The 17841-nt window shown below is 67.8% G+C and carries 15 protein-coding genes; 10 read left to right on the top strand and 5 right to left on the bottom strand.

Annotated elements, in window-relative coordinates:
• Positions 1 to 130 precede the first annotated feature (130 nt).
• Positions 131 to 811 (bottom strand): response regulator, encoded by a 681-nt coding sequence (locus FRADC12_RS10515; protein ID WP_045876513.1) that lies wholly within the window; start codon positions 809 to 811, stop codon positions 131 to 133.
• Complete coding sequence (locus tag FRADC12_RS28290; RefSeq protein WP_157488790.1) at positions 808 to 3369, bottom strand: sensor histidine kinase; 2562 nt, start codon at positions 3367 to 3369, stop codon at positions 808 to 810. Before FRADC12_RS28290 ends, FRADC12_RS10515 begins: the two co-directional genes overlap by 4 nt.
• A 129-nt stretch (positions 3370 to 3498) precedes the next feature.
• On the opposite strand from FRADC12_RS28290, the gene FRADC12_RS10505 reads away from it, so the two are divergent.
• The 5 genes from FRADC12_RS10505 to FRADC12_RS10490 all read left to right on the top strand — a co-directional run bounded on the left by FRADC12_RS10505 (position 3499) and on the right by FRADC12_RS10490 (position 8800).
• Positions 3499 to 4110, top strand: coding sequence for a hypothetical protein (locus tag FRADC12_RS10505; protein ID WP_045876512.1), 612 nt, complete (start codon positions 3499 to 3501; stop codon positions 4108 to 4110).
• Between the two features lie 372 nt (positions 4111 to 4482).
• Positions 4483 to 4629: a hypothetical protein gene (locus FRADC12_RS31095; protein WP_198152852.1), complete on the top strand. Its 147-nt coding sequence runs from the start codon at positions 4483 to 4485 to the stop codon at positions 4627 to 4629.
• Positions 4626 to 5618 (top strand): TolB family protein, encoded by a 993-nt coding sequence (locus FRADC12_RS10500; protein WP_157488788.1) that lies wholly within the window; start codon positions 4626 to 4628, stop codon positions 5616 to 5618. Before FRADC12_RS31095 ends, FRADC12_RS10500 begins: the two co-directional genes overlap by 4 nt.
• A gap of 927 nt (positions 5619 to 6545) precedes the next feature.
• A complete protein-coding gene (locus tag FRADC12_RS10495; RefSeq protein WP_157488787.1) occupies positions 6546 to 6770 on the top strand; it encodes a hypothetical protein in 225 nt (74 codons plus the stop codon).
• A gap of 35 nt (positions 6771 to 6805) precedes the next feature.
• Positions 6806 to 8800 (top strand): nSTAND1 domain-containing NTPase, encoded by a 1995-nt coding sequence (locus FRADC12_RS10490; protein WP_157488786.1) that lies wholly within the window; start codon positions 6806 to 6808, stop codon positions 8798 to 8800.
• Here the strand turns inward: FRADC12_RS10490 and FRADC12_RS10485 are convergent.
• Positions 8784 to 10169, bottom strand: a complete 1386-nt coding sequence (locus FRADC12_RS10485) for an ISAs1 family transposase (protein WP_198152851.1) — start codon at positions 10167 to 10169, stop codon at positions 8784 to 8786. The genes FRADC12_RS10490 and FRADC12_RS10485 overlap by 17 nt on opposite strands.
• A gap of 510 nt (positions 10170 to 10679) precedes the next feature.
• Here FRADC12_RS10485 and FRADC12_RS10475 point away from each other — a divergent pair.
• From FRADC12_RS10475 to FRADC12_RS10465, 4 genes are all read left to right on the top strand, one after another.
• Positions 10680 to 13226: a WD40 repeat domain-containing protein gene (locus tag FRADC12_RS10475; RefSeq protein ID WP_157488784.1), complete on the top strand. Its 2547-nt coding sequence runs from the start codon at positions 10680 to 10682 to the stop codon at positions 13224 to 13226.
• Positions 13227 to 13666: 440 nt separating this feature from the next.
• Positions 13667 to 14398, top strand: a complete 732-nt coding sequence (locus FRADC12_RS31090) for a hypothetical protein (protein ID WP_157488783.1) — start codon at positions 13667 to 13669, stop codon at positions 14396 to 14398.
• Positions 14399 to 14761: 363 nt separating this feature from the next.
• A complete protein-coding gene (locus FRADC12_RS10470; RefSeq protein WP_045876506.1) occupies positions 14762 to 15997 on the top strand; it encodes a hypothetical protein in 1236 nt (411 codons plus the stop codon).
• Positions 15998 to 16022: 25 nt separating this feature from the next.
• Entirely contained in the window at positions 16023 to 16298 is a 276-nt protein-coding gene (locus FRADC12_RS10465; RefSeq protein ID WP_045876505.1) for a hypothetical protein, read from the top strand.
• Between the two features lie 322 nt (positions 16299 to 16620).
• On the opposite strand, the gene FRADC12_RS31085 is transcribed toward FRADC12_RS10465, so the two are convergent.
• Both FRADC12_RS31085 and FRADC12_RS32140 read right to left on the bottom strand, forming a co-directional pair.
• A complete protein-coding gene (locus tag FRADC12_RS31085) occupies positions 16621 to 17052 on the bottom strand; it encodes a hypothetical protein (protein ID WP_157488782.1) in 432 nt (143 codons plus the stop codon).
• A 142-nt stretch (positions 17053 to 17194) separates the two neighbouring features.
• Positions 17195 to 17488 carry a hypothetical protein gene (locus FRADC12_RS32140; RefSeq protein WP_045876503.1) on the bottom strand — a complete coding sequence of 98 codons (294 nt, stop codon included), beginning with the start codon at positions 17486 to 17488 and terminating at the stop codon, positions 17195 to 17197.
• On the opposite strand from FRADC12_RS32140, the gene FRADC12_RS34280 reads away from it, so the two are divergent.
• A complete protein-coding gene (locus tag FRADC12_RS34280; RefSeq protein WP_349305855.1) occupies positions 17390 to 17701 on the top strand; it encodes a tetratricopeptide repeat protein in 312 nt (103 codons plus the stop codon). The genes FRADC12_RS32140 and FRADC12_RS34280 overlap by 99 nt on opposite strands.
• The last annotated feature ends 140 nt before the right edge of the window (positions 17702 to 17841 follow it).

Here is a 17841-nt window from a genome sequence, read left to right as displayed (position 1 = left end):
GGATCATCGCTGTCGCGATCGCCGCCGCCGTCACCGCGGCCTGCACCACCTCGACCACCGACCGGCGACCTCGTGTCGCAGCGAGTTCTGGCGCGGTATACGCGCCGTTGGTGCTGCGCGAACGCTTTCGCTATCGCTGGTGGCGCGTCGAGCCGAGCAGGCCTGATTCGTAGGCGTGGATGACGAGGTGGACTCGGGCGGTGGCGTCGAGTTTCATCAGCAGCCGGCTGACGTACGTCTTGACGGTGGCGACGCCGATGTGCAGCCGGGCGGCGATGTCGCTGTTGGACAGGCCGTGGGCGACTAGGAGGAGCACGTCGTGTTCCCGCTCGGTCAGTTCCGGTTCAGGCGTTGGCGGGGTGGATGGGCCCGGCGAGGTGGCGGCGAAGACCTCGATCAGGCGGCGGGTGATCGAGGGCGACAGGAGGGCGTCACCGGCCGCGGCGAGCCGCACGGCGCAGAGCAGCTCCTCGGGTGGGGTGTCCTTGAGGAGAAACCCGACGGCTCCGGCGCGCAGTGCCCCGAAGACGTATTCGTCGAGGCCGAATGTGGTCAGCATGACGACCCTGGTCCCGGCGCATGTCGGGTCGGCGGAGATGCGGCGGGTCGCCTCGATGCCGTCGACGACGGGCATGCGCACGTCCATGAGGACCACATCGGGCTGCGTGGCACGGATGATCCGTACCGCTTCCTCCCCCTGGCCGGCTTCGCCGACCACCCGAAGGTCGTCGACGCCGGAGAGCAAAGCGACGAACCCGGCTCGGACCAGGTCCTGGTCGTCCACGACCACGACCCGCAGCACGCTGGTCATGTGGCCGGCACCTCGCCTATGTCGCGCAGCACGGCGCGGACCCGGAAGCCGCCGTCCTCGCCCGGTTCGGCGTGGAGGCTGCCGTTGAAGATCGCGACCCGTTCGCGCATGCCCGTCAGGGCGTGCTCGTTGCTGGCAAGGTACCCGTCGTCGTCGGTCGGCCCGGCGCCGCGCGGCGGGTCGTTGTCGACGGTGACGGTGACGGTCCCTGTAGCCGCGCGCACGGTCACCCTGGTCGCGGCGCCCGCCGCATGCTTGCGGATGTTGGTCAGTGCTTCCTGGACCAGCCGGTAGACGGTCATCTGCACGCTGGGTGGCGCGGACCCCGTGGCGGCGTCGACCGCCAGCTCGACCGGGCCGCAGACCGCCCGGTGGGCCGAGATGAGCAGGTCCAGCTCGGCCACGGCCGGGCTGGGTCCGAGGCTGTCCTCCGGGTCGGTGTCGGCCCGCAGCGCGCCCAGCATGCGGCGGAGATCGTCGAGGGCGGCGCGGCTGGCCTCCTCGATCACGGTCAGCGCCGGGGCGATCGGGCTGGACTGTCCGGCCAGCTGGTGGCGGGCCACGCCGGACTGTACCGCGATCACTGACAGTGTGTGCGAGACGATGTCGTGCATCTCCCGGGCGATGCGCAGGCGTTCAGCGAAGACTGCCCGCTCGGCCGCCACCACCCTGGTGCGTTCTGCCTCCAGCGCGCGGGCCAACGCCTGTTCCCGTTCGTGCCGCCAGCGCCGCACGATCAACCCGACCCCCCAGGGGACCGCGGCACCGGCCCCCCACAGTTCGCCGGCGTAGTCGAAGTTCGGTGCGTGCAGCATCGCCAACGTCGCGTCGGCGGTGACCAGCAGAGCCAGACTGGCGGTGGCGACCGGTAGCCGGCGCCACGCCGCCACCGTGTACAGCGCGACGAAGGAGCAGAATCCCGGAACCTCGGCATTCCACCCGCGCAGCGCAACCAAGAAGGCGATGCCCGCCGCCCCGAGGAAGACCGCGACGGGCCAGCGGCGGCGTACCGCCAGCGGCAGGCCGGCCGCCAGCACGAGCACCACCAGCAAGGCGTTCGGCCGCGGGTACGGGTGCGCCACCGCTGGGTCGCGCACATAGGCATCGGCGATCCCGAAGGCGGCCAGCGTCACCGCTACCACCGCGTCGACCAGCGACTCGGGCACCAAGCCCCGGCGGGTGAACTCCGATGCCTGAGGGTGGGGAACGACGGGGTCGGGTTGGTCGTCGGGCTCCCCTCCCGGCTCGGCCGCCGGGCTGCCGTGGGCACTCTCGCGCAGCACCGCCCGGACCTGGAAGCCGCCGCCTTGGCGCGGGCCGGCGGCGATGCTCCCACCGAACAGCGACACCCGCTCGCGCATCCCCAGCAGGCCGTACCCATGGCGGTCAGGCTGATCCGGGTCCGGCTTTTTCACGGGCCCGAGGGTGTTGCCCCGTCCCGGGCCGTCATTGTCGATCTGGACCACGAACGTTCCCGCCTCGGCGCGGACGCTGACCCATGCCGCCGCTCCGGGAGCGTGCTTGCGCGCGTTCGTCAACGCCTCCTGCACGAGCCGGTACACCGTCAGCCGTAGGCTCGGCGGCGCCGACCCGGCCGCCGGGTCGACGCTCAGCTCGACCGGGCCGTACGCAGCCCGGTGGGCCGCCGCCAGCGGCTCCAGTTCGGCCACCCCGGGCGGGGGCGCCGGGTCGGTGGCGGCCCCGGTCGAGCCGGTGGCCGTGTCGTCGCGGAGCACCCCCAGCATGCGGCGCAGGTCGTTGAGGGCGGCACGGCTGGCCTGCTCGATGGCGGCCAGCGCCGATCCCGCCGGGTCGGCCTGGTGGCCGAACCGGTGGCGGGCCACCCCGGACTGCACCGCGATCAGCGACAGCGTGTGCGAGACGACGTCGTGCAACTCGCGGGCCAGCCGCAGCCGTTCGGCGAAGACAGCCCGTTCGGCCGCCAGGGTCCGGGCCCGTTGTGCCACCAGCGCCCGCGCCACCGCGTTGTCGCGAGCGCCGCGCCACCGGCGCATCACCCGTCCCATCACCCACGCGGTGGTAGCCGCGACCACGATGAGCCACCCGAAGGGGTGGTCGAAGTACGGCACCCCTAGCAAGGCCGCGAGGCCAAGGCCCGCGTAAGCGAAGGCCAAGCCGGCCACCGCGACCGCCCGTCGACACCAGGCAGCGACCGTATACAAGGCCACGAAAAGACAGAACGGCGTCTGACCAGGATCCCAGCGGCCCACCGCGATCGCCACCACCGCCGCAGTCACGAGGGCGGCGACGGTGAACGGCCAGCGCCGACGCACCGCGAGCGGCAGGCTCGCGACCAGCCCCAGCCCGACCGACCACCCACTCGGCGCCCGGAACTCGTACGCCACCGCGGGGTTCCTGCTCGCCACGCTGGCCACCACAACAGCGGCGAGCACCGCCGTCAGCAGCGCGTCGACCGGCCACTGCCGGTCCCGCCATCCCGGCGCGGCCCACCCCACACCCCGGCGCACGCCCGAAGGATAGACCGGGCCGCCATACGGCGAGTCCTTCTCCCGGCGGAAGGCGTGTTTCCACCGCATGGGGGACCCGCGCTTGTCGATTCCCCCATGCGGAGGAATCGAGAATCCGCCCGACGGGCGCTGTGCGGGCCGTCGTCACGGACCACCCTTGCCAGTAGAAACCGTCTCTCACGATCGGAGCTGATTCCCATGTCCGTCGAGACCACCGCCAGCCCAGCGGTGAGCCAGCCAGTCACCAGCACCCGAGGCGTCGTCACCGCGGCCGGAACTGCCGGCGCGCTCGCCAGCGCCGGCTTCGTCGCCAGCGTGTTCTCGCTGCACGGCATGTCGCAGGCCGAGGTGGCACGAGCACCAGTCACGGTCACCACAAGCCTGGTCGCGGGCTTGGCCTACATCGCGCTCGCCCTCAGCCTGCCCCTGCTAGCGGGCTCCATCAGGCTTCCCCGCTGGGTACTGCTCACCACGGCCGTGGGCGCCGCCTTCATCGCCATCCAGGCCTGGGCGGACGGCAGCGTGATCGCTCATGTGGCCAACAGCGTGTCCGACGACGAGTTCGACCGGCTCGGCAAGACCACCTTCCTGCTGCAGTTGAACTCCATTCCCATGACCGCTGCGTGTCTGGTGGGCTTCGTCGCGGCGGGGATCGTTGGCTGGCGACGGCGCGCCATGCCCCGCGGCGCCTGCGTCCTGTTCATCCTGGCCGGTCTCGTATCCCTCATCGGAACGTTCCCGCCGGTAGGCCTGCTCGCCGGCCTCGCCCTGGCCTGGACCGCGCGCAGCGCCCCAGTGCGGCCCGAGTAAGACCGGCGCCACCCCAGAGTCCCCGGCCAGGCAGCGACGACCTGTCCGGCAATCGCCCCAGCCTGCCCTGCAGCCACCGTCGCCGGCGCCTCGCTCGCACTGCTAAAGCCGTCCCTGGTGGTGCCCAAGTCGGTTGGGCGGCGCGTTGAGCTTGACCGCTGACCAGTTCTCACAATCCTCGATCGCTCGGTTGCTCCTTGTTGGTTGCGTGGCCGTGTGGTCGGGTCGCCGTCGAAGACACGCTGTGGTGTACGACGATTCTCGTCTCCGACTATGCCTTCGAGTCCACCAGTCGGCCGGACCACGTGTCAGAGGCCCCGTACTGGCGACGATTTCGGCCGGACCGGCGTGAACGACCGGCAGGCGCTCATCATGCAGGACTACCTCGACGTGGAATTCTTCCACCTCACCCTCGGTCTGGTCCTCGCCGTCACGGCGACCGGAGCCGTGTTCCCGCGCGCCGTCCGGCGGCGGGAGAGGCTGCCATTGCATTCGATTCAAAAGGGAAGGACGACATGACTCGTCTAGGAAAACTGGCAGCCGGTCTCGTGCTGGTCGCGGTAGTAACCGCCTGCAACGCGAACAGCGAACCCACCCCGTCGGGCGGGTCGTCGTCGACTGGACAACCGGCCGCCGCGTTCCAGGGCACCATCCTGTTCACCAGGGCCGGTGGACCGTTCGGCGAATCGACCGTCTTCACCGCCCACGCCGACGGGACGAGCGAGCAGCAGATCAACCAGCTACCGGACGGTTGCTGCCCACGATTCTCACCCGACGGCACCCGGATACTGGCGTCGGCGACCACCGCGGACGGTCGCATCACCACGGCGATCTACCAGGGCGCCGGAGCGTCACACCCGCTTGAGCTACCCGACGGGACTATCAACCTCGGGCCGGGCGCGTGGTCCCGCGACGCCCGCGAACTGGCCTTCGAAGGCTGGGACGACCAGGACCCGGGACGCAACGGAATCTACACCGCACCCCCCGTCGACCAACCGGCAGTCCGGCGCCTCACGGTCGCGCCCGCCGGATACCACGACATCCCGATGGACTACTCACCCGACGGCACACAGCTACTCTTCCTGCGCGCGACGACCGCCGACGGCTCCCCCCACGGGACGCTCTACCTCACCGACGCCGCCGCCAACGCCTCCGCGCCCCGCCAGGTCACCCCTGCCGGCGTCGAAGCCGGCCCGGCACGCTGGTCACCCGACGGGCAGACAATCGCCTTCGGCGCCGCATCGGTGACAGCCGCAGGCGCACTCATGGCCGTCCGCTCGGACGGCACCGACCTGCGACCCGTGTTCACCCCGCCGAAGGGCCGCACGGCGATCACGCCCACCTGGTCACCCGACGGGTCGCTCCTGCTGTTCTGCCTCGCCACGATCACCGGCGACCCCCACCCAGCCGACGAACTGGCCGTCGTACACGCGGACGGCACCGGCCTGACCCCAGTCGTCACCACACCCGACTTCAAGGCCCAGCCCGAATGGATCAAAGCCAGCTGACCGGCCACGCCCCACTCGCACGGCCCACCGAAGGCCGTTCCCGAGCCCACTGACCGTCCCCATCTCACAGCCGAAGGAGGGATCGCCCCGTCCAGCCTCCCACCAGGCGATCATCTGACGGTCTGCCCGCCGCCCGCCGGCCCCACCCGGAAGCGGCGGAAACCGGCGTCGGACCAAACGGCGAGCCCACTTCTCCCACGGCATGAAGCACCAGTTCATCTCACCTGAACAGAGACCAACCGGAGGACTTGGGCGGGGTGGCCGGGACAGGGGGCCGGCCACCCGCCTTTGGGATTCCGGAACTCGGCCACCTGCGTCGAGCCTCGATCCACCGTGGGACTGTCCATTGTTCTTACAGGCAGGGCGGATCGCTGCGCTGATCATCACGTGTACTGGAAAATTGATCTCGGGTGTCCCGGTCAGCCGTTGGGCCTGTGACGCGGGTCAGCTCGTTCTACAGGATGGCGATGGGGGCCGATCAGGGGATCACGGGTTGCGCCAGGGCGGTTCGCTGCCTAGAGCGCGTGTGTCAGATTCCGCCTCTTCCTCTGGCCTCTCCGGGGTACCCGCCGGGTGAGGTGTCAGGGAGACGGAGAGGGCTGTGGCCAGCGAGAACGTGAAGGACGAGGTCACTCATCTGCGGTCCGCTGGGGTGGATCTGGGCAAGCGGTTCCTGGTCGCCTGCGCCCGGACGCCCAGCCCGCCGCAGGCCGGCAACTGAGTTCGAATAGATCTCATTTGACTGGCAGAGTGTTGTTATTCAAAGTGTGCAGTATTCAGTGATCATGGATGGCCGCCCTGGGCGCGACGTGGACCGAGCCTCCTGGTCGGCGCAGCCGTGATGAGCACTCGATCAGTTGTTGCCTTGTCTCGACGGGCGAAACCGGGTGATGTTCCGGCTTCCGGCTTCTGGCTACCGGTGCAGTGGTGCAGGCGGCGCAGTTCGCTGCCGCTGCCGGCGAGTTGGACCGGTTGCTCCACGATCGGCTCGTGTTCACCGGCGTCGATGGCCTCCTCTACTGGAAAGAGGACGATCTCGACATCCAGCGCGGCGGCGAGCAGCGGCTCACCCAGGTCAGCGGGGCCGCTAAGTCTTTCGGGGGCCGCCTGGCGCGACGGCGGCCACGGACACAGGATCCGCGACCCGGGTGATCGGTTGCGGCAGAGCAAGCTGAATGATTCGGGCTGTGGACTACGACTTGAGCCGGTTGGGCGAACGGGAGTTCGAGCACCTGTCGCAGGCATTGGTGCTGGCTGCGTTGGGTCCTGGTGTCGAGGTGTTCGGCGACGGTCCGGATGGCGGACGCGAAGCTACGTTCGAGGGCGGTGTGAATCTTCCGCATCGGGACGGCCGAGGTAGGTGGAACGGCTTCGGAGTCGTACAGGCCAAGTACCTGCGTCGCCCGGGGGACACGGCAAGCGGCGAGCGCTGGTTCGCAGCCCAGGTGAAGGCCGAACTTGAGAAGTGGTTGGAGCCCGACTCTGTAAGGGTCAAGAAGGGCCGAGTACCGGACTACCTACTGATGACCACGAACGTCGTGCTCTCGCCGGTGGCGGGAGGCGGCGGCGTCGACACGGTTGATCGACTCATCGAGAGTTACGCCAAGCGTCTGGGTCTGCGGGACTGGGCGGTATGGCACTACGACAAGCTGTGCCGCCTGCTCGATGTCCACGACGGCGTCCGCCGGACCAATGCCGGCCAGATCGTCCTCGGCGACGTATTGTCCCAAATTCACGATCTTCTACCTGTCGACCCTCGTCGTCGTGAGAGTGCTGCCAGCGCGGCGAAAGCCCTGCTGGAAGGCCAGAGCGACCGCGATGCGGCCTGCCCGTACAAGGGGTTGGCCGCGTTCACCGAGGCCGACGCGTCGGTGTTCTTCGGTCGGGAGCAGCTCGCTGCCCGAGTCGTCGGACGGCTGTCGCGTTCTCACGCGGAGGGCCGGCCCTTGGTGGTCATGGGGGCATCTGGCGCGGGAAAGTCGTCGCTTCTCGCGGCTGGCATGCTGCCCGCGCTGCGCCAGGGGCAGCTCGACGTGGCTGGATCAGAAGCCTGGCCTCGGGCTCTGTTCACGCCTACCGGGGATCCCCTGGGCGCACTCGCCGCAGCGGTCGCCGCAGCGACCAGGCGTTCGGCTGACGGGTTGGCAGGCCAGTTGCGGGCCGACCCTGATCGGCTGGCGGCTTGGCTTGGCGAGGACGCCAGAACTGGCGACCTGGAATCGCCGCCGGCCGGCGCCGACCGCTGCCTGCTGGTGGTCGACCAGTTCGAGGAGGTGTTCACGCAGTGCACGGATAGCGCTGCTCGGCAGGCGTTCATCGACGCGATCTGTGCCGCGGCGGCCTGTGACGACGGGTCTGCACCTGCCGCGGCCGTGGTGATCGGTATCAGGGCCGACTTCGTCGCGCACCTCGCGGCATTCCCGCAGCTACGGGCGGCGATGGAAGCTCACCCGGTGCTTGTCGGCCCAATGAGTTCGGACGAGCTGCGATCCGCTGTCGAACAGCCCGCGGCAGCGGCCGGCCTGACGCTTGAGCTAGGGCTGGTCGACCGACTAATCGACGACCTCGGTCCCCGAGCGGGGAGAAGCGCGGGCGCCGAGGCCAGCTACGAGGTTGGCCAGCTGCCTTTGCTGTCGCACGCGCTGCTGGTGACCTGCCAGCGAAGCGCTGGAACGCATCTCACCCTTGCCGCCTACCAGGCCACCGGCGGGATACGCCGGGCCGTCGCGAGCACTGCCGACGACATCGTCGCCCGACTCGACAAAGATCACTACGACACGGCCCGCAACCTGCTCCTCGACCTGGTCCAGATCGGCGAAGGCACCGACGACACCCGACGCCGCATGCCTCTCGCGCGCTTGCTCGCCAGCGCCCCAGACCCACAGCGCACGCAACGGGTACTCACCGAGTTAGCCGCACCCGATGCCCGCCTTGTCACGATCCATGAAGATCGAGTCGAGATCACGCACGAGGCACTTCTACGCGCCTGGCCCACGCTTCGCGAGTGGATCGACAGCGACCGCGCCGGACAGCTCCTGCGGCAACGCCTCGATGACGACGCACACGCCTGGACCGAAGGCAATCGCAACCCTGTCCACCTCTACCAAGGAAACCGGCTCACCCTCGCCGCGGCCCACGGCGTACCGCAAAGTCTGTCTGTGCTGGTCAGGCGGGGTGTTTGAGGCCGAGGACGTTCAGGAGTAGGGCTGTGTCGTGCTTGAGCCGCCGAATGGTGGGCTTGATCGCCTTGTGGCCGGCGAGCCGGATCAGGCTGATCGCTGTGTTACGGAGCGTGGCCATGACTCGGGGGAGGTCACCGGTCCTCACCTGAGAGGCGTCCTCACGGTAGGTGACGTCACGGACATAGTGGACCTTGCTCTCGATGGCCCAGTGGCCCTTCACGTAGCCCGCGAGTTCCTCGGCGGTGACCTCGTCGAGTTCCAGGCTGGTGATGACGAACACCGACACCGCGGTGGTCACGGTCTGCGTGACCCGCCTGGCGCCCTTGCCCTTGTGGACGGTGTGGGTGGCGTAGCGCTCGATGAGCGCGACGGTGCGGGCGCCCGGGTGGCGGGCGCGGATCTCGGCGGTCGCCGGAGCGCGGCGGATCGTGCGCAGTTCCTCGCGTCCGTGGCCGTGGGTCTCGGCCGCGTGCTCGACGGGCAGGTTGTTCCAGTCCGCGGCGGCCTCGCAGTCGGCATTGAGTGCCGGGGTGTTGAGTTTGACGGTGAACACGAAGTGCGCGCCGAGCGCGCGGATCGCCCTGCCGTGCGCGCGTACGGTGTGGCCGGCATCGACAGTGATCACGGCGCCGGCCAGGGGCTGGTAGGCGTCCAGGGCCTTCAGTAGCGGGACCAGGGCGGGGACCTCGTTGGTCTTCTCGCCGATCTCGTGCTGGGCGACGACGACGCCCTCGTCGTGGGTCGCCACCGAGAGCAGGTACGTGCGCGTCCCGTCGCGCGCGGCGCCGCGCAGCGCCTTGCCGTCCGCGGCGAACGCACGCCGCGCGGCGCGCTGCTCACGCCGCCGCCCCGCCCGGCCCGCGTGCGCCGGTTGCCCGTTCCCGTCCGGGCCGGCAGGGTCGTCGGGGTCGGGGCGTTCGCCGTGGACGCGGCGCACGCGGCCGGACAGGTGGGCCCCGACGGTCTCGTCCAGGGATGCCGCGCTCAGCTTCGCGAGCACGCGCAGCACCGTGTCCTGCGACGGGGCCTCGAACAGGCCGGTCGTCGGCGAGGTCCGGGCGCCGCACGCGGCGAGCAGCACCTGGTCGGCGTGCTCGACCGCGACCGCCACGTCGAGGACCTCGGTCTCCCCACGCAGCACCGCCCCCACGCACAACGTCAGGATCACCGGGAGCGCGTGGCGCACCCCGCGCGGGTGACGCGGGTCGACCACCGACGCGAACGCCTCGAGCAGCGACCCGCCCGCCAGTGCCCGCACCGCCACCGCCCGCGCGACCAGCGCATTCACTGTCACCTGCGCGCGAGCCAGGGTCTCCTCGCGTTCGGCCGCGGCCAGCGCCCTCGCCACCTCGGACCGAGCCGCCGTCACCACAGCCTTCCTCGCCGCGGTCGCCGCCCTACGGGCGGGACGTCGAGGGGCCGCCGTCGACCGGGAGCTCCGCGAGACGGGCATGCGAGACTGGACGGGCAACGGGGCCTCCGGCGGACATCGGACCTAGGAAGCCCCTGTCCTAACCGCGCCCCGTTGCCCTTCTCCCCGCCGGCACGCCGAACGTGACAACCCGGCATCTCCCGGACAGACCCGACCTCACCGGTGTCACTGTCAGTCATTAGCTCAGGGGGCCGCGAGCCGCCCGCGCCTGGCGCCGTCAGCGACGGACAGTCACCAAACCAAGATCATAAGATCAAGGCGGCGGCAGGATCCTCCCGCCATGGCGCAGTGCCGAAAACTGGCCTTGACCTGCGACAACTGACTTTGCGGTACGCCGTGGCCGCGGCCTGGGCCAGCGACACCCGCAGCGATGCCCAGCTCAGTCCACGGGCCCACGACTTCCTCGCCGCCAGTCAACGACAAGGCCGTCGCGCACGTCTGCGCACCGTGGCCGTACTGGCCGTACTCGGGCTGCTCGTCACCGGTGGTGGCCTCACCGCCCTGGTGCAGTGGCAACGAGCGGTCGATCGCGAAAAGGCGACGGAACAGGCTCGGCGCTCGGCGATCGCCGAAGGACTGCTCGCCCGCGCCGACGGCGTCCGGCAAACCGACCCACGCACGGCGCTCCGCTTGGCCGTCGCCGCCGACACCATCGCCACCAGCCCCGGCGCCCGGGCGAACCTGCTTGACACTCTCGTCGGCAGCAGCCCGCTCGCCGCGACGATCACCAGACACAAGTCCACCGTCAACACGGTCGCCTTCACTGGCAGTGGCACGACACTGGCTACCGGCAGCGCCGACGGCACCGTTTCCCTGTGGGACGTGTCCCACCCGGATTCGCCCCGACCATTCGGCCATCCGCTCGCCGGTCTGACCGGCGGCGTTCTCGCCGTTGCGTTCACTCCAGACGGAGACGTCCTCGCGACCGCCACTACTGGCAGCAGCGGAAGTGCCCATACCAGCGGCACCGGCGTCGAAGCCACGGACGCCGAGATCATCTTGTGGGACACCTCCGATCCGGCCGCGCCGCGGCGCCTCGGTCAGCCGCTACGCGGCCACACCGGCAACATCCGGGCTGTCGCGTTCACCGCCGACGGCAAGACGCTCGTCAGCGGCAGCACCGACGGCACAGTGATCCTCTGGGATGCCTCCGACCCGATCGCACCAAGGCCGTTCGGCACCCCGATCCACGACACGTTCAATGTGCTGTCCATGGCGGTCACCAGCGACGGCAACACCCTGGCTGTCGGCGGAGACTCCGGTGTGCACCTATGGGACATCCGGGATCCCACCGCGCCACGGCGCCTAGAGGGCAGCACAGAAGGAGACGGGCCATTCGGCGAGGCCAACGGGGAAGTACTCGACCAGCCTATGGAACAGATTCGAGGCGTCAACGCGGTCGCGTTCACGCCTGGCGGCACCACCCTGGTCAGCGGTAGCTCCGACGGCACGTTTGCCCTTTGGGACGTCCACGACCCCGCGACGGCTCGCCGCATAGGCCAACCGGTCGTCACGCATACGACCAACCTGCTCGCCCTCGCGTTCAACCGCGACGGATCGGCCCTCGCGATCGGCAGTAACGACAGCACCGTCACCGTCTGGGACGTAACCGACCCAGTCGACCCGAAACGTACAGAGACCTTCACAGGCCACACCGATGGCGTGGACGCCGTGGCATTCGCCCCGAACGGCGCCACTCTCGCCACGGGTAGTTTTGACGCCACCGCGGCCCTGTGGCACATCAAAGACCTCGCCGCGCCTCGACGCCTTCCCGCTGCACTGCTCACGCCAGTCGACCCGGAGCCAGACTACATTCAAGGGTTCGACCCGTTCCGGAACCAAGATGTTGCCGTTACCGCCGATGGCACCACACTCGTCCGCGCCGCTGGTCTCGACGAGACCTCGACGGCCGCTACCGACCCCAAAGAACACGATGGGCCAGTAGAAATCTGGGACATCACCCACGCGGGATCTCCGCGACGCGTCGCAACGCTGCCTGGCGTGCCCGGTGGATCTTTCGTACGGAGCACCCGGTTCGCTCCCGGCGGCAAACTTCTTGTCGTGTCCGCCACCAAGATATCCGTGACCCGCGACGCGTACGATGGCCTCGCTGAAAGCTACTCGGCAGCGGACCAGAACGAACCGGTAGAGCTCTGGGATATCGCGGACCCGACCTCTCCCCGCTTCCTGGCCAAGCTCCCAATCGTCGCAGACTATTCCACTGCCCCATCTTTCACTGCCGACGCAAAGATGCTGGCCATAGGGACCGCCCAGGGAACGCTGGAGCTGTGGAACCTCGCTGATCCCAGCGAGCCCCGCCGCCTCCGAACTCCCAAGACCGACCTTGACAGCTACGGCGCAGAAATGATCTGGAGCCCAGACGGCACCAAGCTTATCATGACAGGATACGTCCACGGAAAACTGACCTTGGAGATATGGGATACGTCCCGTCCGGAATCTCCTCGGCTCCTGGCATCCGTCCCCACCGAGTCCATTGAGCTACCAACTTTCGCTCCTGATGGGAAGACACTCGCGAGCGCCACCTACGACGGTGCGACTGGTTCCACCGTGACCCTGTGGGATCTATCGGACCCAACCTCCCCACGTCGGCTCGGCGGAACGCTTTCCGGCCACCTCGGCTCAGCCAGATCACTGGCATTCAGCCATGACTCGACCACGCTCGCCGTCGGCGGAGAGACGATCTCCCTCTGGGATGTAGCCGACTTGGCGTCCCCGCGCCGCATCGACCTCCCAACACTTGCAGTCGAGTCCTGCTGCCTTAGTCAAATCGCCTTCAACGCCGACGACACCGAGCTGACAGTGGCAAATATTAACGGTTCGGCCCTTCCGCAACCCATCCGATGGGACCTCAGCTACCTTGCCGGCCTACGAAAGGCCCTCGTGCCCACTGCGTGCGCACGAGCGGGCGGCGGCCTCACCTCCACCGAGTGGGTCCAGTACATTCCTGATCTCACGTACCAGCGCACTTGCTAACCAGAACGTCAAACCTTTAGCAACCGCCGGAAGTTACATCTGGCGTGAATAAATCTCAGTTGACTGGTGGAGTGCTGCTATTTGAACCCTGCTGTATTCACGAACGCCGGCTCGGCGGCGGTCCGATGTCCCGCGCTGACTGCGCGCCGCGGTGTGATGGCTGGGCCTCGCGATCGCTGACAGCAGGGTTGGAGCCCGGCCGGCATCGCTCTTGGGTGCCAGGCCCCTTGGCTCGAAGCCGCGGGAGGTCGCCTACGTGACGTGATGGTCGCGGAACGGCGGGCGACCTCGGCCCGTAGGGAAGTCCCGCCGGTTACCCGGACCCGAGCACGTGGAGTGCCTGACTCGGCAGTCAGACGTTGCAACCGTCCAAGGCCACGGCCAAGCCGGGTGGCCGGTATCATAGGAACTGAGCAATTTTTTGGATTTCGGGGAGAGCGATGTCTAGCGGCGACGTAGCCATTGAGAAGAGCCATGAGCGAGTTCGCGAAGAAGCGCGAAACTTCTTTGAAGGCGAGCTTGCTGGTCACGGACTATCGCTCGACGCAATAGAGAAGCAGAATCTCACTCAATTGCAGGACTCTCTCTCAGTGCTAGATGCCGCGATCTCTAATCCGCAGCAGTTCGGGCTCTTCCGACTCAAGTCCAACAGTGCGCTAGTGTTCGCTTCCGTTGAATCTAGCTTTGAAGTCGGCGTGTTGCCGCTACTGCTGGAGCGAAAGCAACTCGTTCTAAGTCGGATTCGTCTTCTGGGTGGTTCCCAGAAGATCGAATCGATTCGTGACCTGATCGGACAGATTGACGATCTTGCCATTCGTGAGAATCTGGCCAGAGAGGTTGAAGAGCTTGAGATTCAAGCTCGCGATTTGGGCCAGCAATCCGAGCAGGTGCGGCGGGCTCAAGAAGCGGAGCGGGCCAGAGTTGATCGCGAGTTGGCTATGACTAAACTCGAAGTCATGGAAAGGCGATGGGTCGTACTTCAGCAGTTTCTTGGCAGAGAGTCGATCGCGACGGTTATCGGAAGTTTTTTGCTCGTCGCACTCACCATAGCGCTAGTGGTGGCAATGTTTAGCAAGACCGCAGTTCCCGAAATTGTGAGCAGCAGTTTTCTAATCATTCTTGGATATTTTTTCGGGCAAAGCGTAAATCGACACGCCGAGCGTAACCCTTGAGTCGAGAAAATGTCTTCCTAGCGAAATTCTATTTGACTGGTGGAGTGCGGTTATTCAAACCGCGCCGTATTCGGTGATCATAAACGGTCGCCTTGGGCGCTTCGCGCGCCGACCAGCCGGCTGGCCACCGCCCCCTTGGTGAGCATCCGATCCGATCCGATCCGATCCGATCAAATCCCTCCCATCCGAGGGTCGACATGGGTTGGGTTCCTCCTTGCAGCGCCCACAGCCTTGGCTGCGACGTCGACACCTGGAGCTGCAGCGCCCGCTCGCCAACCGGTGAGCCGCAGATCTGACCCGAATCGGCCGTACTCTCGACGCCCTGGGTGCCGAGGTGCTCGAGCGCCATGAGATCATGCGACCGTGGATCTCGCTGAGGCGAAAAGGGTTCTACGTTCCGAGATCATGTTCGAGGGGTGCAGCGACTCCACCTTGGTCAAGGAGATCAAGAGCCAGATCAGCAAGGCGGGCATCACGCCGCCCAAGGGGATCGTTCCGGCCGCTGGCCTGGTATCGGGGATCCGACTCCAGCCGGCCGAGGCACTGCACAGGCTCGCCCTTGCCACCCAGCCCCCGTACCCGGACGAGCTCATCGAGCTCTACCAGCGGTGGGCACCCCTTCGCTATCTCGGCTTCTTCGCCCACGACAAGGCGGGCCGGCTCGTGGTCAGCGACGCCGGCCGGGAGATCAGGGGCAACCAGCGCCGGGTCACGTCCGAGGAACTCGGCATCGGCTTCGCCGTGCGCATCGCCGAGGACTGGATTCGGGACCGCGGCCTCCGCCCCGGACTGATCGAGGTTGTCGATGTCGACCTACTCCGCAAGCAAGGCTTCCTCAAGCTACATGGGAGGAAGCTCACCGTCGAGGACGACGGCAAGCACCCCGATTACCTGCTGATCGCGCACGTTCCGGGGTCGCGCTGGCCGTTTCGCCTCTTCTTCCTGGAGTGCAAGGGAACCGCGAGGGCCGACTACGCCGTCAGGCAACTGGCCGGCGCCGTGATCCAGCTCGACGGAATCCAGATCGGCGGCGCCCCGCTTCCTGGCCTCGCCGTGAGTACGGTGACTTCCAGAGACACCGTGGCCTACCGGGCCGTGGAGCTTGAGTGCGACGGCGTCGAGGCCGCGCCAGATGACCGCAGAGTGGCCAGGGGCAACATGCGGACCTTGGATGATGAGGCGACGTTCGCCGCATTGAGGATCGCGTGGACCGCCCTCGCCGACTTCGGCGGCAACCTACGCGCAGCCGCAGAGTGGGCGCAGGACGAGCGGCACAGCGTGCCCGCGGGCGGGCAGGGCCCGCCGCGCAGGCGCTTTGGAACCCCCTACGGCTCGGGCTATGCGTGGGGAGTCGAGAGGCGGACCCGAGTCAACGGGCGGACACTGACCATCCGTCGCGGCATCGATGGCGCGGTCGACGAGGAGCTCGCGAGAGTCAACCCGACCGGGCTCCTCGATGCCCAGTCGAACTTCGCGCAAAGCCTCGCCGAGACTGAGGAACCGCCGCGAGCGGCAGTCGAGCCTGGAGGGCGAGTCCGGATTACCTCTGCCGGACCCAACGGCTCGATCCTCTCGATCATCATCGGACCCGAATCGTAGCCGGTGGCTAGGTGGGCACGGTTATGTGCTGCAGCTGTGGGACATCACCGACGCCAACGCGCCAACCCGCATCGCCAGCGTCGATGACGACAAGAGCGTGAATGCACTGGCGTTCAGCCCCGACAAGCACACCCTTGCCACCACCATCGGTGGCCGGCTGCGGCTGTGGGACATTAAGCAGATATCCGCGTTAAGCGGCCACGTCCAGCAATGGTCATGCTATGCAACGGGCGGGGGACTGTCGCCAGAGGAATGGTTGGCGGAAGTGCCGGGTATCGCATACAGGCGGTCGTGCCCCTGACGTGCCACGGCCAGATGCGATAGTGGACTGATCTCCCACCCTTCTTGATCTCAACGGGACGCACTACACCAGTTTCCAATCCCGGGAACACTAACTGGTTGGAATGAAGCCTATTTGACTGGCAGAGTGCTGTTATTCAAACCGTGCGGTATGGTCCGCCTGCTAGTGACCTTCCAGGGGTAGTAGTGGGTGCCCTCTGCCAGCCCGACGTTCGCCGGGTCCGATGGACGCCGTTTGAATCCTCGCGCGGCGATCGGGCTTCGCGGCATACGGAGGCCGACGGGCGAATACCTTGATCAGCTGGCGGAGCCGCGTCGCGACGCTATGCGGGATCAGGTGGTAGGGGGTTGGCCCCCTCGCCGTGCCCGTCGGCCGAGCGGGGCGAGGGTGGCGCGGTGTCTGGCTGGTCCTCGCCCGGCGCTTCCCGAGTCCGCGCGAGGCGTTCCTGCTCGGCTGCGGCAAGCGCCAGCAGGGTGGCGACGTCCTTCGCCGAGTGGCCATTAATCTCGATCTTCAGGCGATAGTCGTCGGTGAACTCAATTCGGAATCGCTTGTGCTTGTGACGGGCCCCGACTGCCTCGATGGCGGCCCGGACTGCCCTCCAGACGCCTGGCGCCGCCAGTAGACCGAGTGCGACCCCGTCGGGATTTGCCTCGTCGAGCGGGACGATGTGGCCGCCCGCCTCCCGGGCGGCCAGCGCTCCGTCGTAAGGATGATGGCTGAGGCCTCGAAGTCTGATGGTGTTGGGGCTCACGGAGCGCAGTTCGAGACGGAGTCGCACTTCGCCGCGCCTGATCCACACCGGGCAAAGGGTAGCGGTCCTGCGGGGAGATGTCCGCCAAAGCATCATACTCAAGTGGCCGTCTGCCCGACGTAGGCGCTGCGGCCGAGGTTGTTCAACGACAGCGCCCCGAGCCGTTCGACCCGGCCGTGGACCTCTTGAGCACGGTCGAATCTCCCGCACCCCATTCGCCCAGCACCGCGATCGCGAACGGCGGCTCGGTGGTGGACGCGGCGATCAGCGCGGCCGGGGCATCCACCTCGTCGGTGACGTCGAGCAGGTCGATGGCGCTCGGCGGGGCGACAGTAGCGTGGCGGGGGCCTCCGCACCCAGTCGACCGGCAGCTGGCGGGCCGCCGCTTTCCGAGGAGCTTCTCGCCGATTGCCAGCGGGTGCTTGGCTTCGATCACCCGAGAACTCTGGCCACCCGGGCCAACCTGGCACGGGTGCGGGGAGAGCCCGGAGACCCGGGCGGCGCGGTGCCCGCTTTTGAGCAGCTATTGGCCGACTTTCAACGGGTGCTAGGTGCCGATCACCCGGAAGCGCTGATTATCCGAAACGATCTGGCCAGGTCGCGGGACCCCGCGGAGGTGTCCGGTGACGAAGGTCCGCGAGCATCATAGATCAGAGGCTTTTCCGACGACGCGACCTTCCTCGACTTTACGGGAGGCAAACTCCGAGCCGATCGGTCGAAGAAATGGTGGAGCTGTCAACCGCCTGCCGCAAGTGACCTTGACGAGGCGGTCGCCGCCGAGACCCGTGA

It is taken from the genome of Pseudofrankia sp. DC12, from assembly GCF_000966285.1.
Taxonomy (GTDB): domain Bacteria; phylum Actinomycetota; class Actinomycetes; order Frankiales; family Frankiaceae; genus Pseudofrankia.
Note: the sequence above shows the minus strand (reverse complement) of the source record. Positions and strands in the feature narration are given on the sequence as shown.